This window comes from Nibricoccus aquaticus, from assembly GCF_002310495.1.
Lineage (GTDB): Bacteria > Verrucomicrobiota > Verrucomicrobiia > Opitutales > Opitutaceae > Nibricoccus > Nibricoccus aquaticus.
In genome coordinates this window covers 2,565,690-2,590,608 of sequence record NZ_CP023344.1, presented here as the reverse complement: position 1 = coordinate 2,590,608, position 24,919 = coordinate 2,565,690, and the positions used below count along the sequence as shown (strand labels likewise).

20 protein-coding genes are annotated in these 24,919 nt (G+C 63.6%); 13 read left to right on the top strand and 7 right to left on the bottom strand.

Annotation, left to right across the window (positions count from 1 at the left end):
• Nucleotides 1-2: 2 nt before the first annotated feature.
• From CMV30_RS10470 to CMV30_RS10460, 3 genes are all read right to left on the bottom strand, one after another.
• Nucleotides 3-1,556, bottom strand: a complete 1,554-nt coding sequence (locus CMV30_RS10470; protein ID WP_096057717.1) for a DegQ family serine endoprotease — start codon at nt 1,554-1,556, stop codon at nt 3-5.
• Nucleotides 1,557-1,876: 320 nt separating this feature from the next.
• Nucleotides 1,877-2,836 carry a phosphatase domain-containing protein gene (locus CMV30_RS10465; RefSeq protein WP_096055975.1) on the bottom strand — a complete coding sequence of 320 codons (960 nt, stop codon included), beginning with the start codon at nt 2,834-2,836 and terminating at the stop codon, nt 1,877-1,879.
• 17 nt (nt 2,837-2,853) lie between these two features.
• Nucleotides 2,854-4,008: an MGDG synthase family glycosyltransferase gene (locus CMV30_RS10460; protein ID WP_175414826.1), complete on the bottom strand. Its 1,155-nt coding sequence runs from the start codon at nt 4,006-4,008 to the stop codon at nt 2,854-2,856.
• A 197-nt stretch (nt 4,009-4,205) separates the two neighbouring features.
• Between CMV30_RS10460 and CMV30_RS10455 the strand changes: the two genes are divergently transcribed.
• Genes CMV30_RS10455 through CMV30_RS10450 form a run of 3 tightly spaced genes read left to right on the top strand, consistent with a single transcriptional unit; the run spans nt 4,206 to nt 6,646 of the window.
• Nucleotides 4,206-5,648 carry a CobW family GTP-binding protein gene (locus CMV30_RS10455; protein ID WP_096057716.1) on the top strand — a complete coding sequence of 481 codons (1,443 nt, stop codon included), beginning with the start codon at nt 4,206-4,208 and terminating at the stop codon, nt 5,646-5,648.
• Nucleotides 5,649-5,693: 45 nt separating this feature from the next.
• A complete protein-coding gene (locus CMV30_RS20925) occupies nt 5,694-6,317 on the top strand; it encodes a PIN domain-containing protein (RefSeq protein ID WP_175414825.1) in 624 nt (207 codons plus the stop codon).
• 23 nt (nt 6,318-6,340) lie between these two features.
• Entirely contained in the window at nt 6,341-6,646 is a 306-nt protein-coding gene (locus CMV30_RS10450; RefSeq protein WP_096055973.1) for a hypothetical protein, read from the top strand.
• 169 nt (nt 6,647-6,815) lie between these two features.
• On the opposite strand, the gene CMV30_RS10445 is transcribed toward CMV30_RS10450, so the two are convergent.
• Both CMV30_RS10445 and CMV30_RS10440 read right to left on the bottom strand, forming a co-directional pair.
• Nucleotides 6,816-7,727 carry a hypothetical protein gene (locus tag CMV30_RS10445; RefSeq protein WP_096055972.1) on the bottom strand — a complete coding sequence of 304 codons (912 nt, stop codon included), beginning with the start codon at nt 7,725-7,727 and terminating at the stop codon, nt 6,816-6,818.
• A gap of 38 nt (nt 7,728-7,765) precedes the next feature.
• The gene (locus tag CMV30_RS10440; protein WP_138223232.1) at nt 7,766-10,783 is read right to left on the bottom strand and encodes a hypothetical protein; all 3,018 of its coding nucleotides are present in this window, start codon (nt 10,781-10,783) and stop codon (nt 7,766-7,768) included.
• Between the two features lie 82 nt (nt 10,784-10,865).
• On the opposite strand from CMV30_RS10440, the gene CMV30_RS10435 reads away from it, so the two are divergent.
• Both CMV30_RS10435 and CMV30_RS10430 read left to right on the top strand, forming a co-directional pair.
• Nucleotides 10,866-12,056 (top strand): helix-turn-helix transcriptional regulator, encoded by a 1,191-nt coding sequence (locus tag CMV30_RS10435; RefSeq protein ID WP_217494375.1) that lies wholly within the window; start codon nt 10,866-10,868, stop codon nt 12,054-12,056.
• Between the two features lie 237 nt (nt 12,057-12,293).
• Nucleotides 12,294-12,740, top strand: a complete 447-nt coding sequence (locus tag CMV30_RS10430; RefSeq protein WP_096055969.1) for a DUF5069 domain-containing protein — start codon at nt 12,294-12,296, stop codon at nt 12,738-12,740.
• A 153-nt stretch (nt 12,741-12,893) separates the two neighbouring features.
• On the opposite strand, the gene CMV30_RS10425 is transcribed toward CMV30_RS10430, so the two are convergent.
• Complete coding sequence (locus CMV30_RS10425; RefSeq protein ID WP_096055968.1) at nt 12,894-13,475, bottom strand: NADPH-dependent FMN reductase; 582 nt, start codon at nt 13,473-13,475, stop codon at nt 12,894-12,896.
• Between the two features lie 116 nt (nt 13,476-13,591).
• Here CMV30_RS10425 and murI point away from each other — a divergent pair, with 116 nt between their 5' ends.
• From murI to CMV30_RS10405, 4 genes are all read left to right on the top strand, one after another.
• Nucleotides 13,592-14,494: a glutamate racemase gene (gene murI, locus CMV30_RS10420; protein ID WP_096055967.1), complete on the top strand. Its 903-nt coding sequence runs from the start codon at nt 13,592-13,594 to the stop codon at nt 14,492-14,494.
• A gap of 148 nt (nt 14,495-14,642) precedes the next feature.
• Nucleotides 14,643-17,639: a protein kinase domain-containing protein gene (locus CMV30_RS10415; RefSeq protein ID WP_096055966.1), complete on the top strand. Its 2,997-nt coding sequence runs from the start codon at nt 14,643-14,645 to the stop codon at nt 17,637-17,639.
• Nucleotides 17,636-18,346, top strand: coding sequence for an RNA polymerase sigma factor (locus CMV30_RS10410; RefSeq protein ID WP_096055965.1), 711 nt, complete (start codon nt 17,636-17,638; stop codon nt 18,344-18,346). Before CMV30_RS10415 ends, CMV30_RS10410 begins: the two co-directional genes overlap by 4 nt.
• Nucleotides 18,347-18,402: 56 nt before the next feature.
• On the top strand, nt 18,403-19,422 hold the full coding sequence (locus CMV30_RS10405) for a WD40 repeat domain-containing protein (RefSeq protein WP_096055964.1): 1,020 nt from the start codon (nt 18,403-18,405) through the stop codon (nt 19,420-19,422).
• Between the two features lie 167 nt (nt 19,423-19,589).
• Here CMV30_RS10405 and CMV30_RS10400 read toward each other — a convergent pair whose 3' ends face one another.
• Nucleotides 19,590-20,603, bottom strand: coding sequence for a DUF481 domain-containing protein (locus tag CMV30_RS10400; RefSeq protein WP_175414824.1), 1,014 nt, complete (start codon nt 20,601-20,603; stop codon nt 19,590-19,592).
• A 248-nt stretch (nt 20,604-20,851) separates the two neighbouring features.
• On the opposite strand from CMV30_RS10400, the gene CMV30_RS10395 reads away from it, so the two are divergent.
• The 4 genes from CMV30_RS10395 to CMV30_RS10385 all read left to right on the top strand — a co-directional run bounded on the left by CMV30_RS10395 (nt 20,852) and on the right by CMV30_RS10385 (nt 24,873).
• Nucleotides 20,852-22,039: a hypothetical protein gene (locus CMV30_RS10395; RefSeq protein WP_096055962.1), complete on the top strand. Its 1,188-nt coding sequence runs from the start codon at nt 20,852-20,854 to the stop codon at nt 22,037-22,039.
• A gap of 9 nt (nt 22,040-22,048) precedes the next feature.
• The gene (locus CMV30_RS19860) at nt 22,049-22,216 is read left to right on the top strand and encodes a hypothetical protein (protein ID WP_175414823.1); all 168 of its coding nucleotides are present in this window, start codon (nt 22,049-22,051) and stop codon (nt 22,214-22,216) included.
• 100 nt (nt 22,217-22,316) lie between these two features.
• Nucleotides 22,317-22,634, top strand: a complete 318-nt coding sequence (locus CMV30_RS10390) for a hypothetical protein (RefSeq protein ID WP_096055961.1) — start codon at nt 22,317-22,319, stop codon at nt 22,632-22,634.
• A gap of 139 nt (nt 22,635-22,773) precedes the next feature.
• A complete protein-coding gene (locus CMV30_RS10385) occupies nt 22,774-24,873 on the top strand; it encodes a TonB-dependent receptor (RefSeq protein ID WP_096055960.1) in 2,100 nt (699 codons plus the stop codon).
• The last annotated feature ends 46 nt before the right edge of the window (nt 24,874-24,919 follow it).

Here is a 24,919-nt window from a genome sequence, read left to right as displayed (position 1 = left end):
TCTCAGGAGGATTCAGTTTCATCCACCACGACAAAGCGCGTGCCCTGTCGGTTCCACACGCGGAGCAAAGTCTTTTTCGACTCGTTGCTCTCGGTGAGTTTCACCGCATCTTCCGCCGTGCGCACCGGTTCGCGGTTGATCTCCTGGATCACATCGCCGGGCTGCAGACCAGCCGCCGCGGCAGCCGACGTCGGCTCCACTTCCGTCACCAGCGCACCTTGCACACGGGAGGAAATTCCAAACTCACGACGCGCTGCCGGTTCGATGTCGGCCACGCCCACACCATTCAGCGTGCCTTCGGATTTAGTCGCGCCACCACGAGCCGCCAGCGCCATGTCTTTCGGCTGCTCGCCTACTTTGAGTTCAAGCTTCTCGGTCTTACCCTGACGAAGAACTTCAACCGCGACCTTCGTGCCTGGAGCAATATTCGCCACGCTGAATTTCAGCGCGCGTGCATCCTTCACGTCTTTGCCTTGGAACTTCGTGATCACATCGCCCGATTCCAACCCGGCCTTGGCCGCCGGGCTGCCTTGGACAACTTCAGCCACAATCACGCCTTCTTTGCTCTTGAGGGAGAATTGTTCGGCCAGCCCCGCATCGATCGGCTGCATCGTGACACCGAGATAACCGCGCACCACTTTGCCATTGGCCACGAGCTGCTCCATCACCGTACGGGCGAGATTCGCCGGGATCGCAAAACCGATTCCCTGAAATCCACCCGAGCGGCTATAGATCGCCGTATTGATGCCCACGAGACGGCCTTTCACATCGATGAGCGCACCACCCGAGTTACCCGGATTGATCGCCGCATCCGTCTGAATGAAATCCTCGTAATCGAGCCCCATCGTCGCGCGACCCAGCGCGCTCACCATGCCGCTCGTCACCGTCTGGCTCAGGCCAAACGGATTTCCGATCGCGAGCACCTTGTCGCCCACTTCGATTTTGTCGCTGTCGGTGAACACCACCGCTTGAAGATCTTTCGCATCGACCTTGATCACGGCCAGGTCGGATTTCGGATCGGTGCCCACGACTTTCGCCGTGAGCTCCCGACCGTCGTTAAAGGAAACTTTGATTTCGTCCGCGCCGTTCACGACGTGATTGTTCGTGAGGATGTAACCATCGGCGCTGACCACCACGCCCGAGCCTTCGCCCTGCTGGTCTGGACGGCGCGGCAGTTGCCGACCTTGGCCCTGACGCCGACCCTGATTTCCCTGACCTTCATCCAACCCATAAGGCGTTCCGAAAAACTGGCGGAAACGCGGATCGGTAAGAAATGGCGGGAGCTCTTCGGCGGAAATTTCTTTGCCGCGAGCAATGACTTTCACGCTCACCACACTGGGCGCGACTTGTTTGATCACCGGTGAATAGCTCGCCGACTCGCCCACCCCTGAGCGAGCCAGCGGCTGTTCATCAATTTTCACGGACACTTGCTGCTTACCCTGATCACCAGCGGCCCACGCAACCACAGACAACGTGAGACCGCTTGCTGCAACCAAACCAGCCGTCGACCAAACCTTGCGACGGCTGGAAAATGAAGGACTGGATGTGGAGTTCATAACGGGAAGATTCATGAAGAGTTGATCGGGAAGTGAGCCCACTATCCCACATCCCCATTGCCCGCCCCTTTCGCGAACCTTACAGTTTTGTAAGGTTCGTAGTTTCCCCGCCCCTAGCGCGATCCTCTCCTCCGTTGCCGCGAGCGCGCAGTGAGCGGTCCCCCCGTCTCTCATTACTCCTCACAACGCTATCGTACCCGTTCTCCTCCAATTCCGAGCGCTGTGTTCTCTGTGTCCGCGCTCCGTGCCATCTGTGACCCACTCCGAAGCTCCACCATTCGCGTCGATTCGCGGTTAAAAAATCCCCGCCACGCCCCGTCTCACTCCGTCTTTTCCACCACCAGCAACTCCGTCAGATCCCGCTGCCCCGTAAATTTCGCCCGCGTCAGATCATCATGCACCCGCCGGATCCACACACCCTCCACACGTTCCGGATATTTCTCCGCGACCGCCGCGAAAATCTCCGGATCATGCTCCCCGTCATCCCCGATCAACATGAACTTCACCCCGGGAAACGCCGCGAGAATCCTGTCGATGTGCTTCCGCTTGTACGTCGGCGTGTCACTCAGTGAATCGCCCCGCTCCGTCGAGATCTCCTTCAACTGGAGCACCCCTCGCGGAAACCCGTTCACTTTCAAAAACCGCCGGATGCTGTCCGTCAGCTGACGCGGAGAACCGGATACATAAAAAATCGGTGTCGATTCCGGCGCCGGATTCTTCTTCGCGATCCGCTGGTAAAGATCCGCCAGCCCTGGCACCGCGCTGCGTTCCTCCGCAGGCACCATCAGGCTGTTGCTGAGCAACCGCCGCTTACTCAGCACTTCGCTCACCAGAATCGTGTCGTCGATATCCGAGATGAGCCCGAGCGCATTGCGCGGATCAGGCACCAGCACGCCCGCCGGACCACTCGCCGCCGGCACCGCCTCGATCTCATGCCAGCCCGGCGCCAGCCCCAGCGGCGTATTCGCTGTCAGCTCCCAATACCCGTGATCGTCCGCCCGCGTCGTCCATTCCATCTTTCCTACGCGCCATGTCACCGCGCCTTCCTCTCCACTCGTGAAAAGCATCCGCGTGCTCCGATAAAACGCGCTCCACTTGCTCGCGCCTTTCTCCGCACCACGCCGCACTTCGGTCAGTCTCCCCGAAAAATGAAATCCCTGCGCCCCCACCCAGCCATCGTCCACGATCGTGTGCAACTCGTCGTCCGCCGTTACCGCTGTCGTCGTCATGAGAACCAGTGATGAAAAAATAAGCGCCGCCGTGAGTTTTTTCCGCGTCATGAAAGTTTAGACTCCACTCACACCCCGCCCAGCAACGCCCCCGCGATATCGTTCGCCGCTCTCGGCCTCGCGATCGCCTTCGCCGCCGCCGTCATGCGCTTCATGCGCTCTGCATCGGCCAGCCACCCCGTCAGGTAAAACGCCGCGTCGCCCACATCGTAGAGCCGCACCGCCGCGCCCGCCTCGAGCAGATATTCGCAGTTGCGCTGCTCCTGTCCCGGGATCGGTGACACCAGCGCCATCGGCTTCCCCTTCGCCAGCACCTCCGTCGTCGTGAGCCCGCCCGGTTTCGTCACAATCAGATCCGCCGCATCCATCAGCTCGTGCATATTTGTCACGAACCCATGCACCGTCACGGGCACGCGCAACGTCTTCGCCACTTCGCGGCATTTCTTCTCCAGCTCCGCATTCTTCCCCGCCACCACCACGAGCGAAATCTCCGCGCTGCTCGCGCGAAACGACTCTAGTGCCTCCACCATCGGCCCCACGCCGAATCCGCCCGACGACAACAGCACCGTCGGCTTTTCCGGCAGCCCGAGTTTTGCCCGCGCCGCCGGCCCCGCCGTCCGCTCCGCGAACACCGGATCGACCGGAATCCCCGTCACGCGAATCTTCTCCGCGGGATAACCTTTCCGCACCAGCTCCCGCGCCGCAGACGCCGTCGCAACGTGATAACAATCGATATTCGGATACACCCACAACGCATGCGGACTCACATCCGTGACGACCGCGTGCACCGGCACGTCGATCTTCCCGCGCCCCTTCAAATCCGACAGCAGCTCCAGCGGCAAAAAATGCGTGCACACGATCGCCCTCGGCGCGCTCTCCTTGAGCAGCTTTTTGAACGGCTGGCTGTTCAGCTGATTAAACGCCAGCCGCGCCTTCACCCGCTTGCTCGTCGCCGGGCGCACAACATCCATCCGGTCGTATAAATACCCCCACAGCTCCGGCGCCTTCTGCACCAGATCGATGTACGACTTCACATACATCCGCCGGAAAAGCGCCGGCGTGCAGTCCAGGATGTCCACGAGCTGAAACGCCTCGCCCCGCGCCTTCAGCGCCGCCCCGATCGCCTGCGCCGCCCGCGTGTGACCCGCACCCGCCGTCGCGTGCAAAATCAAAATCCCATTCTTCGCCGCCGCATCGCCGCTGCCCGTGGTGGAGTTTTTCATCGAAAGCTCCCCCACGCTCATGCGCTCACACCGCTCAACGCAAGCACGCCGTCCTCGCCCCGCCCCTTGACGCCCTCGCCCCCCTGCCGTTGCTTGCGCGCCTTCGCCCTGCACCAGCGACACGCTCCGACTCCGCTTCCGACTTTCTTCCCTTCCGTCTTTCACTCTTCACTTTTCACCCTTCACTCTTCCTCACCATGTCCGACGCCAACGCTCCCATCCCCGTCACCGTCCTCACCGGCTTCCTCGGCGCCGGTAAAACCACGCTGCTCAACCGCATCCTCACCGAGCAGCACGGCAAAAAAATCGCCGTCATCGAAAACGAGTTCGGCGAAGTCGGCGTGGACAACCAGCTCGTCATCCAAAGCGACGAAGAAATCTTCGAGATGAACAACGGCTGCATCTGCTGCAGCGTCCGGGGCGACCTCATCCGCATCCTCGGCCGCCTCATGAAGCGCAAGGACCGCCTCGACGGCATCCTCATCGAAACCACCGGCCTCGCCGACCCCGGCCCCGTCGCCCAGACCTTCTTCACCGACGACGAGATGCGCACCCGCTTCCGCCTCGACGGCATCGTCACCCTCGTCGACACGAAGCACATCCTCCAGCACATCGACGATTCCCCCGAGGCCAAAAAACAAATCGGTTTCGCAGACGTCCTCATCCTCAACAAGACCGACCTCGTCGCCCCCGCCGACCTGGAAAAACTCGAAGCCCGCATCCGGAAAATGAATGCGGCCGCCAAAATCCACCGCGCGCAAAACGCCAACGTCCCGCTCTCCGCCGTTCTCAACGTCGGCGGCTTCAACCTCTCCCGCGCCACCGAGCTCGACCCGCAATTCCTCGAACCCGACTACCCGTTCGAGTGGGCCGGCGCCTACCCGCTTACCGAGGGCGCTCACGAACTCGTCATCGGCCACTGCGACCACGATCACGACGGCGAGGGCCACGACCATGATCACGGCGATCACGATCATGCCCACGGCGAAGACGGCCACGCGCACGCCCATCACCACCACGGCAACCCCAACGAACTCGATGTCGTTGTCCTCCCCATCACCTCGCTCGAACAGCCCGTGATCGACGCCGCCATCAAGACCGCCGTCGTCACCTTCTCCGACTGGGAAAACCGCGTGCTCGACGGCGACACCTTCACCGCCGGCCCGCAACTCCAGCGCCTCGTCCTCAACGAAGAGTGCGGCCGCTACCTCATCCACGCGCCCGCCGACGGCCACTACCTCGTCTTCGAAGGCTGCGGCGACCACCCGCTCCACATCCACATCGGCAGCGAAACCGTGAAGCCCGACTGGCAACGCGACTTTCAACACAGCCACTCGCACGAAGACGACGTCTCCTCCGTCGGCATCAGCACGCCCGGCGACCTCGACGGGAAGAAGCTCAATGAGTGGATCGGCGAACTCCTCAAAACGAAGGGCAACGACATCTACCGCATGAAAGGGGTCCTCAGCGTGAAAGGCTCCAACAAGCGCCTCGTCTTCCAAGGCGTCCACATGCTCTTCGACGCCAAGTTCGACCGCGAATGGGGCAAAGACGCCCGCACCAACACCCTCGTCTTCATCGGCAAAAACCTCGACCGCGCCGCCCTGAACGAAGGCTTCAAACTCTGCCTGACAACGTAACCTGTAACAGGACGCCGGCTTGTGACGATGTAGTCGGGTAATTACATGACCCCGCCTACTTACGTGCTAGTTGATTTCGAGAACGTCCATCGACTGGACAGCCACAACGCTAGAAACTTTCCAGCGGATTTGGTGATTTTCTGCGGTAAAAATCAAAATGTAAACGAGCAGCAATGGATCGATAAAATGTCTCCCGTTTTTCGGGGTGGAGTACGCATCCGGAGATGCACATCAACCGGCCCCAATGCACTCGATTTCCAGCTAGCGTTCCAAGCAGGGTTATTCTTCTGCAGAGATCCCAAATCTCAGCTATTTATCATTTCTGCCGACAAAGGCTTCGATTCCCTCGTTTCCCGAATTCTGTCAGACGGCGGATATGCGCACCGATTCGATTCTCTGCGTGGCTTCCTTGATCGGCCGCAAAATTTTGATCGCCCACAGGTCGAAATCAGATCGCTCAGCGGATCACTTAGGTGGGGGTCCATTGCCGTTACCGCCCTAACCTCCGTGAGAATTGAGGATCGTCCAAAGACCATTGGTATCTTGGCGAACACGATCATGGGGTGGTGCGGCCCGTCATGCAGTTACATGGATGCGTTGAAGCTAGTTCATCAGATAGCGGGCGGCAGATTCAGAATAAATTCTGACGAAACATTGGAGCACTTTTAGGAAGCTAGCTGCCCCGCTCTCTCGTGAAGACTGCCAGCGCCTTCACCTACTTCAACGTCCTCTCATTCGTGAGCGTACAGCTCGCATTGAATACCCCGTGCGCCTGCGGTAGCATCTGGTCCCCTCCACATCTCGAATCTGAGCTCGCCGAAAATATCGTTGGAAAAGGTCATGAGCTCCCCAGCGTGAAAACCATAAAGCCCGACGACGCCCTCGAAGAAGCGCGCCGAGCAGCTTTCGATCTAAGCCTACTCGACTCCAATCTCGCGCTCACTCCTCAAGAGCGCGCGTTGCGGCACGAGTCGGCGCTGGAACTCATGCTAGCCTAGAGAGAAGCCGGTCGCGCCCATCAAAGCTTGTACCGTCTGCTTGAACGCTTCGCTGATGCGAAACTCATTGCGTCGTCGTGGCGGTTACGCGGGCGTGATCCACGGATCGAGCCGGCTCACCAACGATCTAGATATCTGCGCCGTCCTAGCCGCGCAGCGGACGCTCCACTCACCACTTCCAAAACAACCGCGCAAACAGCGTCCCCGTGAGCGCCTCAAACTCCGCCGCCGCGTTGCTCGACCGCGAATCCGTATAACTCGCCACCGCGTCGATCGCGAAAAACGACAGCGGGCCCCAGCTCACCGCGAGCGTCGGCGTCCACGCATCATCTGTGCGCTCGCTCTTCTTGAAATCCTCGTGGCTGTACTGGACCGACGGGCTGATAAAAAGCCGCGTCCCCGTCAGCGGGATGAACGTCACGCCGAGGTTGAAGTCATGTTTGTGTTTGCCCGCGCCGATCTTCGGGTCGGACAAAAAGTAATTGTACGAAAACGTCGGCAGCACCCGGCTGCTGCGAAACCACGTCAGCTCCACGCCGCTTCCATACGTCCACGTCTTCGCCAGTGCATCGTTCTCGCCCGCCGCGAAAACCTGCGAGTGCTGCCACGTCAGCGGAATCCCCACCGCCACTTTTCCCGCCAGGATCGAAGTCTCATAGTTGAGCTGCTGGCGAAACGTCCGCGTGTCGAAATCGCTGCCGCTGTTCGCATCGTCGTTGTGACGAAAAAACGCGAAGTCGTAGCTCGTGTTGAGCGTCAGCTCTTCAAGAAATTTCACCTTCACGCTCGCGCCGATAAACTCCGCGAGCTGCTGGTCCGCGACCTCCGCGTCCGGCGTGTTGAAGATATTATCCGAGGCGAAGAGCATCGTGTTGGCGCGCACCTGACCGCTCACACGCTCCTTGATTTTTCCGAGCACAGCGACCGTGTCTTCCTGCAAACGCATCAACCCGATGCGATGAAACGTCCCTTGCCCCGTCAGATCCTGACGCCCCAGCGCTTCGAGCGCCGCAGACGACGCGGGCTGGGCCAAGAGGCTCAGCGGAGATGCGAGAACGAGCAGTACGCCGAACGATTTCATGCGTGGAAAAACTAAGCGGGACGAAAAAGAGAGGGTACTCATTTCACGCTCTCCTTGATCTGCGCATCGACATTCACCTTCGCCTTGTCCGCATCCACACGAACCGCGGCCGCAGGCACCTGCGCGTTCACGCGCGTGCCACCACCCGGAGCGACGATCCCCGGCACACCACCCAGCGGACTATTCGGATCTTGCGGCAGAGCGGGTGGAGTCGCGTCGGTCGGTCCTTTCGCGCCACCGTTTCCGCGCAGATAAAGTTCATCCAGATCACGCTGCGTGATCGTCACCGTGCCGCCATCGAGCGGATTCGGGTTCGTCACCGCACCGCCCGTTTTCACTCCGATCAGACGCGCCGCATTCGCCTGCTCTTCCGGAGTCAGCAAGACACCCGACGAGCCTTTGTCCGTCGCATTCGGCCCGCCCGCACCACCGCCGCTGCCCGCGAGTTCGAGCGCGCGTTGCTGCCTCCGCGCTTCCTGCCCGCCGAGCTTGCCGCCCGTGCTGATGAAAAGCTGCGACGGATCGCCCCCGCCAATATCCATCGGGTTCGGCGTGGTGGCCGCTTCAGTCGTCGCCTCAGTCGTTTCCTCTGCAGGCGCTTCCTCGGTCTTGGTTTCGTCAGCAGGCGGCGGCGGATCGTCTTTGTCATCATCATCGTCATCGTCGTCATCATCCTCGCTGCTGGTTTCGGAACTATTGCCATTGTTCGTGCCTGTACCGTTGCTCTGATTTCCCGACGCAGGCGGCGTGCTCTGGTTGTTATTCGACGAGGTCGACGGCGTGGTCGTCGCGCTCGTCACGACCACGTTGCCGTTAGCATCGACGCCCCACGTGCCCACCATGCCGGTTTGAGTGGAGCTCGTGATGTTGCCCGAAGCATCCCGCGTCACCGTCGTGACCGTGCCCGAAAACGTACCATCAGGATTAAACGTGAGATCGCCGCCCGTGTTCCCATCCGGGCTTTGGAAATGCCCGCCAAAAGACGACCCCTGACCGCCACCCACCACAATATCGTTGGCCGGCGAACTCACCGTCGAGTTCGGCGTTCCCGACCCACTGCCCGACACAGGCGCGGTCGGAGCGTTGGCTACCGGCGTCTGCGAGCCATTCACGCCAGTTCCCTGCTCCAGCGCCCCAGGCGCAGTCGGCGCGGAGGTCGTGGGCGGTGTCGCCGTGCCCGGCAGCGCCGCATCAGCCCGTCCCGTAGTCGGCTTGGCCGCCGAAGACGTCCCGCCTGTATCCGCCGCTAAACGACTGCTCGCCAGATCCGATTGAAAACGCCCGCCGGTCCCCGTCGTTCTCGACGCGTCCGTGCCCGTCCCTTGCGCCGCGTTCCCCGCGCCGCTCGTCCGGCCCTTGCCTCCACCGACCGCCACCTCCACGCGCACCGAGACACTGCGTCCCACTGCCGACGAGCCCGCCGCCCCCTGCGTGATCGAGTCCCCGAGCGTCGGCGTTCCTTTCCCCAATCTCGCCTTCGCCGCCGCAGCCGCCGCCTTCGCCGCTTGAGCCGCCCGGATCGCCGCCATCTCGGCCTCCTGTTCTTTCGCCAGACGCGCCAGACGCGCATCAAAACTCTCGCCCTCCTTTGCCGGTGAAAACCCCTGGCGATCCAGCACCTTCTGCCCCGCGCGCTCAAACAACTCGCGCGACTCCTCCTTCGTCGTGATTCCGCGCTCCGCTCCTTCCTTCACCGCCGCCACGACCTCCGGATCATCCGGATCGCCACCGATGACCTCCAGTCCTCCCCGCACATCGGCGAGGCGCTTGAAAACTTCACGGAACTGCCCGCGCTTCTCGCCCGGCACCAGCTTTGCGACATCCTTCCCAAAAACTTCCTCCGTCGCCGCCTCGCCCACCTTCTCGTCCGCCGTCCCCTGAGGATCTTTGCTCCGGCTCACCGCATCGATGACCTCCTTCCGTTTCTCATCGCTCACCGCGACCAGCTGCAAATCGACAGATGCGTCCGCGATTACGCCGACGCGATCCTTCGCTCCTTCCGCCTTATCGGGATCGACAAAATCATCCGCTAGTTTGCTGGCCACTTCCGGCGCCACTTCTAAATTCGCGAGCCCATCGCGCACCGTGTCCTTCACCAGCCGCCGCTCCTCGTCCGCCACAGACTCCTTCACCACCGGAGCCTTCACCAAATCGCCCGCCCCGCGCGCCGCCGCCTCCTTCGCCTCACGCTCCGCGATCGGATTGCGCGGCTCTCCAGTAACAACAATTTCCCGCGTCGCCGCCCCGTCTTTGCCTTTCGCTCCCGCCGGCTGATTCAACGCCCGGATACGGACAACTTCCGGAGCCGGTGCCACCGTCTTTCCAGCAGCCGCACTCGCCGCGCGCTCCGACGCCTTCTGCGCCGTCTCCGCCTGCGTCGCCGTTTTGCTGACCGCGTTCAACTTCTCCACCGCCGCCTGCCTCGCCGCCGCCTTCTCCGTCGCACCGCTAGCCGCCGTGGCTTTCTCCGCAGTCTTCTGCACGCCCGCCGCCTTTTCCGCAGACTTCTGCGCAACGACTGCCGTTTCCATCGCCTTCTGTGCAGCCGCAGCTTTTTCCGCTGATTTCTGCGCGATCAACGCACTCTCTGCGGACTTCTGAGCAACAGCCGCTTTCTCGGCCGACTTTTGCGCGCTCGCCGCAGTCTCTGCCGCCTTCTGTGCAGCGGCTGCCTTTTCAGCCGCTTGCTGCGCCGCCGTCGCTTTATCCGAAGCCTTTTGTGCCTCTGTCGCTTTCTCCGAAGATTTCTGCGCGATCACGGCCGTCTCCGCGGCTTTCTGTGCGATAGCGGCTTTCTCAGCGGACCTCTGCGCGATAGCAGCCGTTTCAGCCGCCTTCTTAGCCGCTTCCGCTTTATCTGCCGCCTTCTGGGCAGCCGCTGCCTTCTCGGCAGCTTTCTGCGCCGCCTCGGCTTTTTCAGCCGCCGCCGCGTTCTTCGAAATCGTCTCTGCGGACGGTACGCTCGGAATCTTCGGCGTCTGCGCGATCCCTGAAAGCGGGGCAATCAATGCGCCAAGAAGAGGAATGACTACGAGGGCGCGTGGGGCGGTTTTCATGAAAGAAATTCGCCGGATTGTAGCGCCTGCCCCGCGCACCGCCTATCGTCCGATCCGACGATATTGCCGGGGATTTAAGTCGATGCCCGCACACGGCCTGCTACCAACCCGCACCACCTTCCGTCGCATGTCGTATCCAGAAACCACGCTCAACGCCCTCGTCGCCCTCCAGCGCGCCGTCACCCCCAACGACGTCTGGCTCGCCTCCAACCAGCTCCTGCGCGCCGCCATGCCGGTCTTCCACACGCTGGTCGGCCTGCCCTGCCTCGGCACCATGCCCGTCTTCCTCCGCACCACGCTCTCCGTCCCCGACCCGGATAACTACTTCGTCCGCCTCAACGCCGTCGCCCCCCTCGGTCCGCTGCTCGCCAAAAACCCCGGCGCGCCCGTCATGCGCATGAGCGATGACCTCCCCGCCGAAGCTCTCCCCGGACTCCCCTTCTACGAACAATTCATGAAGCCCGAGGGCTGGCGCTACTCCGCCGGCCTCATGTTTTGGTCCGACACCGGCGAGTTCATCGGCCAGCTCTCCCTCATCCGCACCGAGGCTCAAGGCGACATCACCAATAAGGAAATGCGCCTGCTCCGTGAACTCCACCCGCTCGTCAACGCCGCCGTCAACCGCCTCCTCGCCTCCGAAAAAAACGCCGCCGCCCACCGCTCCCTCGAACACACCGTCCACGCCCTCCCGCTCTCCATCGCCTCGCTCGATTGGGATCTCGCTATCCAATACATCAATACCCCCGCTCGCGAAGCCCTTGCCGTCTGGCGTCTCGGTGCCTCCGCCGCCCGCTCCCTCAAAACCAGCCGCTCCCCGCAACTCCCGCCCGACCTGCGCGCCGCCTGCAAAGCCCTCAAGGCCGACTGGGAAACCGCCGTCCAGACCAACACGGTCGCCCAGCTCCAGGCCATCCGCCGCCTCGATCACCCCTCCGAGCCCGGCCTCCAAGCCACGCTCCAGCTCGTCGAGCCCGTCTCCGGTCGTTCCCTACAGCCGTCGTTCGTCCTCCAGTTTTCCCGGCCCGCGCACGAACACCACGAGTCCGCCCACGCGCTCACCGAGCTCTCCAAGCTCACCGCCACCGAACGCGAAGTCGCCCGCCTCGCCGCCGCCGGCCACAAAAACCCCGAGATCGTCCGCAAACTCGGCGTCAGCGAAAGCACCGTGCGCACCCACCTGCGCAGCATCTTCCGCAAACTCGGCATCACCAGCCGCGGCAAACTCGCCCCCCTCCACCGCTCCCTGGAAAATCTCCCCGTCCGCCTCATGTAGGGCCTCAGCTCGCCTGAGGCCGTTGAGCATCGATCCCCGGAAAGCCGCTACTCTCCCGCAACCGTCTCACTCCCGCTGCACACCTCCCGTCAATCTCCTCGCCTCGCTTGAAAAGCCCCGATCTTCACCCACGCTTCCACCCCACGCGTTTTCTCTTTTTCCAAAACTCTCTTCGCCACGCCGCGGGCGACCCGGGTTCCTTTCATCGCGCGGCGTGTCAGTCCTAAATAAAAACCCATGAGCGATACCTTCATTCCCCTGATTCCATGCCACGTCTCCGGCCCGCTCGGCGTGTTGCACCTCCCCCGCCTCTGGCAAAAAGTTTCCCTCGGCGCGCGCGGTAAACTCGCCGCCGGTTATCCAGCCATCGGTGGCGGCTACGACTCCATGGTCATCAACGGACTCGGCCTCAATGCCGATGCCCTGACCAAGTTCGTCACCGACAAACGCCCCACCTACTCCGAGTTCGAAGCCTGGGTTAAAGCCCAGCCCGGCGTGAAGCTCAGCCGCGCCTCCATCCAGAAACTCAATACCGCCATCCTCGGCTTCCATCACAACGACGAAACCCGCGCCTCGATCCTCAAAGCCGCCGGCTATCCCGACGACGGCTCCGTGGTCGGCTCCGCCCCCGAGCTCAACGCCCTCGATGACTGGACCGCCTTCCACGCCGCCGTCTTGAAGTAAGCTATTCATCGCTCAACACCGCCGCCAAAACCACCGCCAGCATAAGAGAACTCCACGCACGAATCGCCCGCACGGGCCGGTTCGTGCGTTTTCTTTTTCCAACAAGCTTCAACCCTCTTCGCACCAGCCCTCCGGCCCTCAACGCCACTTCGCTCAGCTTTTCCCGCTCAGCTTCCGCGCCGTCTCCACCAACGCCCCGGCCAGCGCCTTCACCGACTTCACCGTCCGCTCCTGTCCCTCCGCCAGCCCGCCGTCCGCCCCAAACGCCTTGTGCGCCTGCGGCAGCATCGTGTTTCCCGGCACCACGTGACACCCGAGATGCAGCAACAACTGCTGCGCCATCTTCAGCGACCGGATCCCGCCCAGCGCGCCCGGCGACGCCGAAACCACCGCCACGACTTTCCCCGGAAACGGATCGTCGTCCGCTCGCGAACACCAATCGATCGCGTTCTTCAGCAGCGGAGTGATCATCGAGTTGTACTCGGGTGAAGCGATCAGCAGCCCGTCGTGCGCCTTGATCAACTCCACCAGCTTCGCCGCCCCCGCCGGCATTCCCTGCGCGTCTTCGAGATCGCCGTCATACAACGGCAGCGCGAAATCCTTCAGCTCGACGAGCGTCACCTCCGCACCCGCGTCGCGCACCGCCTGCACCGCCACCGCGAGTAATTTCCGATTCAGCGACTCGCGCCGTGCACTGCCCGCAAACGCGAGAATCTTGGGAGAGGATGAAGCCATGCCCGCACAAAACGCCACGCGCTCCATTCCGCAAGCCATCCAAGCCCGCCTTGCCCCCGCCCGCAGGATCGCTCAGCTCATCCCGCAGGACACTCGTTGAAACCAACACCCACATCATGATCGGCGTTTTTGATTCCGGCTTCGGCGGCCTCACCGTGCTCAACTCCTTGTTCGAGGCGCTGCCCGCCTACGACTACCTTTTCCTCGCCGACAGCGCCCGCGCCCCCTACGGCGCTCGCAGCCCGGATGTGATCAACGACTTCACGCTCGAATCCGTCGAATGGCTTTTCGAGCAGGGCTGCACCACCGTCATCCTCGCCTGCAACACGTCCTCCGCGCGCGCCCTCCGCAACATCCAGCAACTCCACCTGCCGCGTCACCGCCCCCACCACCGCGTGCTCGGCGTCGTCCGCCCGTCCGTCGAGGCATTGATCGGCCTGCCACCCGGCACCATTCCCGGAGAAACACCGCCATCCTCTGCCAGCGGCACCGTCGCCGTCCTCGCCACTGAGAGCACCGTCACCTCCGACTCCTACGGCATCGAGCTGCGCAAACTCGCGCCCAGCCTCACCCTCATCCAGCAAGCCTGTCCGCTCTGGGTCCCGCTCGTGGAAGCCGGTGAACTCAGCGGCCCCGGCGCCGAATTTTTCCTCCAACGCGCCCTCACGCCCGTGCTTGAACGCCCCGAGCCGCCTCAACGAATTCTCCTCGGCTGCACCCATTTCCCCCTCTTGCTGCCCGCCCTGCGCCGCCTGATTCCGCCCGGTATCGAGATTCTCGATCAGGGTGCCCTCGTCGCCACCCGCTTCGCCGACTGGCTCGCTCGTCACCCCGAGCACGAATCGAAACTCACCCGCCACGGCTCCCGCCGCTTCGCCACGACCGACGACCCCGCCTGGTTCGCCGCCCGCGGCGAACGCATGCTCGGCCACGCCTTCACTGCCGAACGCGCCCGCCTCCGCCCCATCCTCCCAACGCCCTCCGAGGATCACCGCCCGCCAAACGCCCTCCGAAGGTAGGGACGGCTCGCCGAGCCGTCCGTCCGAAGCCGCCCAGCCCACCCCCTCCCCGCGCCTCCCTCCCAGCCTAGCCTGTAACGTTTCCCCGCGCTTCCCTCAGGAATGGATAAGAGCCACTGCGCGTTTCGCGCCATCGGCTCCGCTCCACATGTCTTCTCCGACTTCCAACTCGCCCTCTTCCGCCACGCCAGGCTCCGCGAAATGCCCTCACTGCGGACGCGCGCTTCCCGCCAATGCCCCGCTCGGCGCGTGCCCGCATTGCCTGCTCGCCGCCGGTCTCACCAGCGAACCCGCCGCACCTTCCAACTCCGCGCCGCCTCCCAGCCCCGCCGATCTCGCTCCCGATTTTCCCCAGCTTGAAATCCTCGAACTCCTCGGCCGCGGCGGCATGGGCGCCGTCTATAAAGCCCGCCAGAAATCCCTCGACCGCCACGTCGCCTTAAAACTCCTCCGCCCCGGCCTCGACGCCGATCCGTCCTTCGCCGACCGGTTCACCCGCGAAGCCCGCGCCCTCGCGAAACTCAATCACCCCGGCATCGTCACCCTCTACGAATTCGGCCACACCTCCAGCGGACGCTTCTTCATCCTCATGGAGTTCGTGGACGGCCTGAATCTCCGCCAGCTCCTCGCCGCCGGTCGCCTCTCGCCCCGCGAAGCACTCGCGATCGTCCCACCACTGTGCGACGCGCTTCAATACGCGCACGACCGCGGCCTCATCCACCGCGACATCAAACCCGAAAACCTCCTCATCGACCGCCTCGGCCGCGTGAAGATCGCCGACTTCGGCCTCGCCAAAATCACCGCCACCTCCGCGGGTAGGGACGGCTCGCCGAGCCCGTCCGAAACCCCCGCACCCGCCCTGACCTCCGACACTGATCATTGGTCACTGTCCATTGGTCATTCGAGTCTCACCGAGACCGGCCGCGTAATGGGCACGCCGGAATACATGGCCCCCGAACAACGCGCCCACCCCGCCGCCGTCGATCACCGCGCCGACATCTACGCACTCGGCGTCGTACTTTATCAACTACTCACCGGCGAACTCCCCGACGCGCAACAACTCCAGCCCCCCTCGCAACGCGTCCACCTCGACATCCGCCTAGACGCCATCGTCCTCCGCGCCCTCGAGAAAAACCCCGCCCTCCGCTACTCCGCCGCCACCGAACTCAAAACCCACCTCGAAACCATCGCCTCTTCCTCAACACCCCCGGGAGCGCCGACGTCCCCGTCGGCTTCTGCCCCCTCATCCGCCGTTCCGCTCTCTCCCACCAATTCCGTCTCCGACCCTTCCGCGCTTCCGCCCTTCCGCGCTTCCGCGATCTTCTCCCATCCACGCCTCAAGTTCTGGCTCCTCCGCGTCGCACCCATCACGCTCCTCGTGCTGCTCGCGCTGCGATTCTTCGTCATCGCACCCTACCGCATCGAAGGCTCCTCCATCGAACCGGAGATCCCCGCCGGCAGCCTCGCCTTCGTCTATAAGCTCAACCACCACTTCACCCCGGGCGACATCGTCGCCTACCACCACACCGAGTCGTTAACCTACGTCGCCCGCGTCACCACCGCTGGCCCCATCGACAACCAGTTATTGGTCAGCCGTAGAGACCAGCCTCCCATCGCCATCGCCGCCTCTTCGGTGATCGGAGGTGTGATCTTCAACACCCGGAACAATCCGCAGCACTCCCCCAATTCCGTTTCCGCCACGACGACTATCACGCTCACCCTCCTCTTCGTCGCACTCGCAGCTCTGGCGTTCCTGCTGTGGAAAATTTCCAAGCGCTCCCCGGCCTCCTCACCCCGCACGTTGCCCCTCATCGCAGCCGCCTTTCTCCTCCTCAACGCGCTGCACCTCCTCTGGATCTTCTCCACCGCCGACGAACTGCCCGCCACCGTCGCCAGCCACTTCGGTATGAACGGCCGCGCCGACGGCTACATGAGCAAGTCCGGCTACCTCGCCTTCACCGGCCTGTTCCCACTCGGCCTCGGCCTTCTTTTCCAAGGCGCCGCCCTGCTCATGCGCCGACTCCCCGATGAATACATCAACATCCCCCACCGCGCCATCTGGCTCTCGCCCGATCGCCGCCCCCAACTCATCGCCATCCTCCAATCCTGGCTGGCCACCTTGTCCTGCGCCCTCGTGCTTTTCTTCGCCCAGCTCCACACGCTCACCCTCCTCGCACACCGCCTCCACCCCATCCGCCTGCCCGACATCGCCCTCTTCACCCTGATCGGCTTCCCCTCCCTCCTCATGCTCTGGGCCATCGGCCTCCTCATGCGCCTCGCCGAACCCCACACTGCCGCCAAACTCCACACCCGCCGCTCCCTCATTCTCGCCATCGTCAGCGCCACCCTCCTCGGCTTCTTCTCCGCCCCCACCGCCATCGCCTGGAGCAACCGCGCTGAAAACAAACCCTCTCCAAAACTTCCCCCAGTCCTCACGTCTTCTATCGATCCAACCGACCGCCCCAACGACAGCACCACACCGGCAAAACCAACTCCGGCAGCCGAATCATCTCATCTCCGCATTCAAGTACCCGCCAACACCGAGTACTCCAAAGTCATCGCGCTCTTGGACGCGGCTAAAAAAGCCGACTTCAACCAAATCGCTTTCGACACCTTTCCCGCAGCACAATCCCCGTCTCCCGCTGCCACCGCCGCGCTTCCCTCAGAAGCCCAACAGGAAATTCTCCGCCTCAAACTCGCAGAAGCGAAAAGCCTGGTCGCTCTCGCCAAAACCCGGGTGGAAGCCGGTACCAGCACCAACGAAGAACTCCACGCCGCGCAGGACACTGTCGCGATCCTCGAAGCCGAACTCCTCGGCGACCAATCAAAGATCACGCAGACAAAAATCGCCGCCGCCAAACGCCGCCTCGCCGCAGTTAGCGAGCGTCACAAAGCAGGTATGGTCGGGAACGAAGAACTCCACGCCGCCAAGGACGAAGTCACACTCCTCGAGGCAGAACTCGCCAACGATCCGCTGAAGAGCGCCCAAATCAAAGTCGTGTCCGCCAAACGCCGCCTCGACGAAGCAAATACGCGCGTGGAAACCGGCACGGCAACTGCCGAAGTCCTCTCCAAAGCCAAAACCGAGCTCGCCATCCGCGAGCTCGAGCTCAACGAGCTCCTGAAAACACAGCCAGCCCCGTGAGCGCCTCCTTCGCCACCACCCGCTGGACCCTCGTCCTCGCCGCACACGACTCCGACGCCCTCAAATCCGAGGCCGCCCTCGCCGAACTCTGCCACACGTATTGGCAACCCCTCTACGCCCACGCCCGCCGCCACCCGCTCCCGCCCGCCGACGCCGAGGACGCCGTCCAGGGTTTCTTCGCCCGCCTCCTCCGCCTCGAATCCCTCGCCGACGCCGAGCGCACCCGCGGCCGTTTCCGCGCCTTCCTCCTCGGCAGCTTCAACCACTACTTGGCTGACCTCCGTGATCACGCCCGTGCCGAAAAACGCGGCGCGCACCTTCTCACCCCGCTCGACACGCAAGCCGCCGAAACCGCCTTCGCGCAAACACCGTCGTCCGATCTCCCGCCTGACCGCGCCTTCGACCGCGCCTGGGCCCTCGCCCTCCTCGCTCGCGTCACAACGAGCCTACGCGACGAACACATCGCCACCAACCGCACCGCCCTCTTCGACGCCCTCAGCCCCCACCTCGCCGGTCGCCGCGCCGACATCGCGCACGCCGATCTCGCCGCCAAACTCAACATGACCGAGCCCGCCATCCGCGTCGCCCTCCACCGCCTCCGTCAACGTTACCGCCAGCTCCTCCGCGCCGAAATCGCCCACACCGTCGCCCGCGACTCCGACATCGACGACGAACTCCGCCTGCTTCTCGCCTCGCTGGCTCTCTGACTGGCGAAAATTCCGCTTGGCGTTTCCCTGCATCTCCGCGTTTTTGCGGATTGCCGATGAACCTCACCAAACACTGGGCCGCCGTCCTCGATGACTACGTGATCGACCTCGCGTGGTCCCCCGACGGCACCCAACTCGCCGCCGCTTCGGCCTCCGGCCCTGTGTCACTCTTCGATTCCGTCAAAGGCGCGAAACTCCACGAACTCCCCGGCCACACCGACGGCACCAACTGCCTCGCCTGGAAACCGGCTTCCGCCGCAACGCTCGCCACCGGCGGCCAGGACGGCGCCGCTAAACTCTGGGACACCGCCGCCGGCCAGCACACCGCCACCGCCGAACTCGGCACCGCTTGGGTCGAACACCTCGCCTGGCGCCCCACAGCTGAAAACGCCGCTCCGATCCTCGCCGCCTCCGCCGGCCGCGACCTCACCTTCCTCAACGCCGACGCCTCCATCCGCCACCGCTTCAAGTCAGCCCCGAAAACCCTCTCCGCCATCGCGTGGCACCCTCAAGGCGGCGCCCTCGCCGCCGCCTACTTCGGCGGCGTCTGCCTCTGGGACGCCGATGATTACGTCGCTCAAAAAGAATTCGCCTACGCCAACGGCATCCACGCCCTCGTCTGGTCCTCCGACGGCCGCTGGCTCGTATCCGGAAACCAAGACCCAAGCGTCCACCTCTGGCTCCCCGAGGAAGACCAGGAATTCCACATGAGCGGCTACGAAGGCAAAGTGAAGGAACTCTCCTTCGACCGCACCGGCCGCTGGCTCGCCACCAGCGGCGGAAACGACGCTTGCATCTGGGACTGCCTCGGCGCCGGCCCCGAAGGCCGTGAACCCGCCATGCTCCCGCACGACACCAAAGTCTGCGCCGTCGCCTTCCAGAAAAAATTCGGCGTCCTCGCGACCGCCTCACAAGACGGCACCCTCATGCTCTGGAGCCCCGAGCGAAAACAACCGCTCCGCGCCACCATCAAGATGCCCGCCGCCGCCACGAAGATCGCATGGTCCCCCGACGACGCCTACCTCGCCATCGGCAGCGAAAAAGGCGCCGTGTACGTCCTGAAGTGCGAAGCCTGATCCGCGCATCCACTAGACTCGTGTCTTGAATGGAGGGACGACCTCCGTGTCGTCCGCCAGGCCACCTATCACGCTTGAGACCCAAGCGTGTCCCGCATCACTCCGCCTCCAGCCTTCCTGAGTTCCAGATTAAAACTCCGCCTTCATCTCTGCGCCCCTTCCCTCATTCAAAAATCGTACCCGATTAAAAACCGCAGCCGTTCATAATCCTGCACGCGCTGATCCGGATTGTTCTGACGAAACTCGTGGCGGACGCCCAAGCTCAGCGAATCCGTCAACTTCTTGGAGAACTCAAATTCATTCTCCCATCCCTGCGTGGCATCCTTGAGCGAATAGTACCACACACCGCGCTCTGTGATCGTGATGCGCCACGGCAACGTCGCCTCGGCCTCGAAGAACAACGACTCCACGTGCTCGTACGATTTTTCCTCCCTGTTGTGAATCGCCCATACGTTGAAAAAATTCTCGGCCACACCCGCGCGCACCTTGATCCGCTCGCGCCGCAACAGATGCACACCCACGCCCACCTGCTGCTGCAACAACACGTACGGAAACGGCTGAAACCCATTCGAGTTCACCTTGTCGCGCTCCAGTAACGGACGATAAGAGCCGAAAATCCGCGTGCTCAAATCATGACGCCATAGCCCCGTGCCCTTGATCAAATCCACCGTCTTGATGTTGTTTTCCTCACGAAATTCATACCGCGCATCCAGCCGCACTTCATCCTTCGCCCAGTTACGGCGCACGCGCCCCTCCGCCAGGAAAACGCTGCGATCCTTCGCGTCATGCACGATGTCCGTCGATGCCGCCAGCCGCCCCGTCCACGGCTCCCACCACTGGACTATGCCGTCCTCCACCTTCCGCCGGAATCGCGTCAGCAAGATCTGATCGTACAGCGACGGCGGCACGTCCTCCTTGATCTCCATCGCGTCAGGCGCTTCCGACGGCATCGGCGCGACAATCGGCGGCGGCTGCGAAGTCATCTCCACCGTCGCCTCGTTTTCCGGCACGCTCAGATTTCCAAAACGCAGCGATTGAAAAATAATCTTTCCATTCTCACGCCGCACAAAAGTCCCCTGCACCCGGTCCCCATCCGAGAAAATCAACGCATCCGCCCGCGCGCTCAGCGCCAGCATCCAGCTCGCAAACACCACTAGGAAAAATCTCTGCCAGGAAAACATCGTCAGTCCATGCCGCCGAAAGCGTGCCAGACCGCAGGCCCGCTTTTCTATGCGCGTGGCCTCGGCCTGACAGTGCGCGCAGAAACGATGTTCCACTCTGTTTTTATCCGGCTCCACCGGCCGCGCGCGTTCAACCAACATGTCCGCCAAGAATTTTTCCCGCGCTGCCGGATGCAACCGCCGATTCCTTTTTCGCCAAAAAATTCCCCCAAGCTCGCGTCTGCCCTTATCACCGCTTCGCTCCCGCCATGAAACGCCTGCTCGTCCTCGCGCTCGCCCTCTGCGCCCCCGCTCTGCGCGCCGACTCCCCCGCCCTGACGATCACTCAACAACTCATCCCCTCGCCCGCCCCCGTCGGCGCCACCACCCCACTTTTTATCACCACCGCCGATAACCTCCAGCTTGCCTGGAGCGAAACCTCCTCCGACAGCCCGCCCGCGCACATCCGCTCCACTTGGGACCGCGCCACCTCCCGCTGGTCCTCGCCCGCCCCGCTCCCCATCACAAAAACTCCGCCCGCATCGGTCATTCCGCGAGTCACCTTCCCAGATAGCAGCGAACTCACCGCCTTCTTCCCCGAAAAAAACGGCCGCATCCTCGATCTCCATACACAACGCCACCACGGATCGACCACCTCCGTGCCCCAACCCCTAAGCTCCGACAACTGGCCTCAGCCCCACTCCATATCCGTCCCACCCGAGCCGCCCCTGCTCCACTCCCGCGAAGCCCGCGTCCTCGTGATCTGGCTCAACCACGCCGAAAAATCCCCGCGTCTCTTCGCCGCCCTCTCCACCTCCGCCGGCGAACAATTCTTCCTCCCCATCCGCATCGACGACGGCCGCCCGCTCGGCCGCGCCAGCGCCGTCCTCCTCCGCGACGGCTCCGCCTACATCACCTGGCTCGAATCCCACGGCCCTGAAAAAACCGCCGCCGCCCTCTGGCTCCGCCGCCTCTCACCCGCAGGTGACCTCAGTATCCCCATTCTCATCACCTCCGCGCCGTCCGCCGGCGCCCTCGGCCACCCGCAACTCGCGCTGCTCAAAGACGACGACACCACCCCCGCACAACTCCTCCTCGCTCACGAACTCACCACCACCGGTGTCACCCAACTCATCACGCGCCTCATCACACTTCCGCCCGCTGAAAGCTTCCTCCAAGGCCGCCCCTGCCTCACCTGCCCGCCCGACACCGCCACTCTCCCCGGCCACGCGCTCACTGGTCGCGTCATCCAACTCATCCCGCGAAAAAACCAGGCCGTCATCGAGCACCCCGAAATCCCCGGCATCCTCCCTGCTGGCCAAACCACTTTCCGCATCGACGACCCAACTCTCTCCGCCCTCAACAACATCACCTCGCTCCTCGCCCGCATCGAACAACGCGACGGCATCTGGCACCTCTTCGACGCCCGCCCTCTTTCCCTCCCGCCGCTCCCTTAAAAATTTCTCATGCAAAAACTCCCCTACGTCCTCCTCTTCGTCGTCCTCGCCCTCGTCGTCATCAACATCGCCAGCCTCCGCCAGCTCGCCGCCCTCGAAAAACGCCTCATCGCCCTCGAGAAAAAAACCTCCGCACCCGCCACACCTCCAGCCTCCGCCCCAGCCGCCACTCGCTGAAACCCGGCCCACGCCGTCTCGCGCAACCCCCGCGACCAGCCCCCCTTGACGACTTTGCCATAATCCCTCCCTTCACGCTCCGCCGTCTTCCTCCGCCTCGATGTTCACCGACTCGCCACTCGCCCAAACCTTCCGCCGCCTCCTCGCGGCCGGAGCCGTGGCTTTGGTGCTCACGCTGACCATTCTCGCCGCCTCGCCCGAAGCGCACGAACACGTCCACCACGACTGTCACCACGACGAAGAACACACCTGCGCCGTCGTTCTCTTCGCTCACGGCATCTGGACCACTTTCGACGTCCTCACCGCCCCCGCGCCCGCGAGCGCGTGGGCCCAGTTCCTCCCGCTTTCTCACCCCGAGCTACGCCTCACCGCTCCGCCCCACCGCCTGCCTCCGCAGTGCGGCCCGCCCGCCTGCTGAACGGTTTCTGTCTCCTTCGTTAAACGCCGCCGCCGCGCCGCGTCTCGATTTCCACGCACCCGCGTCACGCCCAGCCACTGCTTTGGCTCCGTCCGCTCGTGCGTCTCCGTCTGCATCCGAAAAACAACCACGCATCCTCATGTCCTCTTTCCGTCACCTCCCACTTCTCCTCCTCGCCGCCGCGCTCGCGCACGGCCAGTCCACCACGCCGCCCGCGCATTCGCACTCGCCCGCCGATGAACCGGTCGCCCTCGAAAACCTCGTCGTCACCGCGACTCCCCTCGAACGCTCACAAGCCGAGATCGCCGCGCCCACCTCCGTCCTCACCGGCCGCGCCCTCGCCCTGAAACTCCAGCCCACCCTCGGCGAATCCCTCGCCGGCCAGCCCGGCGTCGCCTCCACCTACTTCGGCCCCGGCGCGAGCCGCCCCGTCATCCGCGGCCTCGGCGGCGACCGCATCCGTATCCTCCAAAACGGCACCGGCTCGATCGACGCCTCCACCACCAGCCCCGATCACGCCGTCGCCCTCGACCCTCTCCTCATCGACCGCCTCGAAATCGTCCGCGGCCCCGCCGCCCTCCTCTACGGCGGCAACGCCGTCGGCGGAGTCGTCAACGTCATCGACCACCGCATCGCCACCACCCTCCCCGACCGTCCCCTCGAAGGCCGCACCGCCTTCCGCTACAGTTCGGTTGACGAAGGCAAAAGCGCCGCCGTCCTCCTTGAAGGCGCTGGCGGCCCGCTCGCCTGGCACGTCGATGCGTATCGGCGGACCAGTGACGACACCCGCATCCCCGGCTTCGCCGAATCCTCCGCACTCCGCGCAGAGGAAACCGCCCACGCCGCCGCCAACGGCGAACCCGCCCCCGAGTTCGCCCGCGACCGCCTCACCAACTCCGCCCAAACCGCCGACGGTGCCGCCGCCGGCTTCTCCTGGATCGGCACCCGCGGCTACCTCGGCTTCTCCGCCAGCGGCCACAACACGATCTACGGCATCCCGCCCGGCGCGCACGCACACGAGGAAAGCTCACTCGATCCATCTGCGCCCGCCACCGAAGAAGAGCCTCCCGTCCGCATCGACCTCCGCCAGCGCCGTCTCGATCTCCAGGGCGCGCTCACCCAGCCCTTCGGCATCTTCGAATCCGCCCGCTTCAAACTCGGCCTGGCCGACTACCGCCACCAGGAACTCGAAGGCGCCGAGATCGGCACCGTATTCAAAAATCGCGGCTACGATGGCCGCCTCGAACTCCTCCACCAACCCCTCGGCCTCCTCACCGGAGCCCTCGGCGCGCAGATTTCGCACAACGATTTCTCCGCCATCGGCGACGAAGCCTTCCTCCCGCCCTCCCACACCGCCAGCTACGCGCTCTTCGCCTTCGAGGAAGCCACCTTCGATCCGCTCACCTGGCAGTTCGGCGCACGCATCGAAACCCAAGACATCGAAGTCCGCGACGGCTCCAACCGCAGCCGCGATGGTGACGGCGTGAGCCTGTCCACCGGCCTCGTTTGGAAACTCAGCGACGCCTGGTCGCTCGGCACAACCCTTGCCCGCACCGAGCGCCAGCCCAACGCCCAGGAACTCTTCTCCAACGGCCCGCACATTGGCACCGGCGCATTCGAGATCGGCGACGAAACCCTCGGCAAAGAAAAATCCCTCGCCCTCGACGTCAGCCTTCGCCGCCACGCGGGCTTCATCACCGGCGAGCTCACCGTCTTCGCCAACCGTTTCGACGGCTTCCTCTTCGAGCAACCCACCGGCGCTGAACAAGACGATCTCGTCGTCTATCAATACACCCAACGCGACGCGCAGTTCTACGGTGCCGAACTGGAAACCATTTTCCATCTCCACGAATCCACCGCCCACGCCTTCGACATCCGCATCGCCGCCGACACCGTGCGCGGAAAAATCCGCGGCACCGGTGAAAACCTCCCGCGCATCACGCCACGCCGTCTCACACTTGGCTTCGACTACCGCGGCGGCCCGTTCTCCGCCGGCATCGACACGCAACTCGTCGATCGCGCGAGAAATCTATCCGCCAACGAAACCGCGACCGATAGCTATACCTTGCTCGGCGCATCGCTCGGCTGGCACTTCGACCTGAACCGCTACGCCTGCGACGTCTTCGTGCGCGCTAACAACCTCACCGACGAAGAAGCCCGCAACCACGTCTCCTTCCTCAAAGACGTCGCCCCGCTCCCGGGCCGTAACATCACCCTCGGCCTCCGTGTGAGCTTCTGATGAATGGCGTGCATCACGCCGCCTCGCTTGCGAGAGAGTGGACCAG

Excerpts from the sequence above, each read along its gene's own strand:
- CMV30_RS10470 (WP_096057717.1), bottom strand. The coding sequence starts at position 1,556 with ATGAACTCCACATCCAGTCCTTCATTTTCCAGCCGTCGCAAGGTTTGG.
- CMV30_RS10465 (WP_096055975.1), bottom strand. The coding sequence starts at position 2,836 with ATGACGCGGAAAAAACTCACGGCGGCGCTTATTTTTTCATCACTGGTT.
- CMV30_RS10460 (WP_175414826.1), bottom strand. The coding sequence starts at position 4,008 with ATGAAAAACTCCACCACGGGCAGCGGCGATGCGGCGGCGAAGAATGGG.
- CMV30_RS10455 (WP_096057716.1), top strand. The coding sequence starts at position 4,206 with ATGTCCGACGCCAACGCTCCCATCCCCGTCACCGTCCTCACCGGCTTC.
- CMV30_RS20925 (WP_175414825.1), top strand. The coding sequence starts at position 5,694 with ATGACCCCGCCTACTTACGTGCTAGTTGATTTCGAGAACGTCCATCGA.
- CMV30_RS10445 (WP_096055972.1), bottom strand. The coding sequence starts at position 7,727 with ATGAAATCGTTCGGCGTACTGCTCGTTCTCGCATCTCCGCTGAGCCTC.
- CMV30_RS10440 (WP_138223232.1), bottom strand. The coding sequence starts at position 10,783 with ATGAAAACCGCCCCACGCGCCCTCGTAGTCATTCCTCTTCTTGGCGCA.
- CMV30_RS10435 (WP_217494375.1), top strand. The coding sequence starts at position 10,866 with ATGCCCGCACACGGCCTGCTACCAACCCGCACCACCTTCCGTCGCATG.
- CMV30_RS10430 (WP_096055969.1), top strand. The coding sequence starts at position 12,294 with ATGAGCGATACCTTCATTCCCCTGATTCCATGCCACGTCTCCGGCCCG.
- CMV30_RS10425 (WP_096055968.1), bottom strand. The coding sequence starts at position 13,475 with ATGGCTTCATCCTCTCCCAAGATTCTCGCGTTTGCGGGCAGTGCACGG.
- murI (WP_096055967.1), top strand. The coding sequence starts at position 13,592 with ATGATCGGCGTTTTTGATTCCGGCTTCGGCGGCCTCACCGTGCTCAAC.
- CMV30_RS10415 (WP_096055966.1), top strand. The coding sequence starts at position 14,643 with ATGTCTTCTCCGACTTCCAACTCGCCCTCTTCCGCCACGCCAGGCTCC.
- CMV30_RS10405 (WP_096055964.1), top strand. The coding sequence starts at position 18,403 with ATGAACCTCACCAAACACTGGGCCGCCGTCCTCGATGACTACGTGATC.
- CMV30_RS10400 (WP_175414824.1), bottom strand. The coding sequence starts at position 20,603 with ATGTTTTCCTGGCAGAGATTTTTCCTAGTGGTGTTTGCGAGCTGGATG.
- CMV30_RS10395 (WP_096055962.1), top strand. The coding sequence starts at position 20,852 with ATGAAACGCCTGCTCGTCCTCGCGCTCGCCCTCTGCGCCCCCGCTCTG.
- CMV30_RS19860 (WP_175414823.1), top strand. The coding sequence starts at position 22,049 with ATGCAAAAACTCCCCTACGTCCTCCTCTTCGTCGTCCTCGCCCTCGTC.
- CMV30_RS10390 (WP_096055961.1), top strand. The coding sequence starts at position 22,317 with ATGTTCACCGACTCGCCACTCGCCCAAACCTTCCGCCGCCTCCTCGCG.
- CMV30_RS10385 (WP_096055960.1), top strand. The coding sequence starts at position 22,774 with ATGTCCTCTTTCCGTCACCTCCCACTTCTCCTCCTCGCCGCCGCGCTC.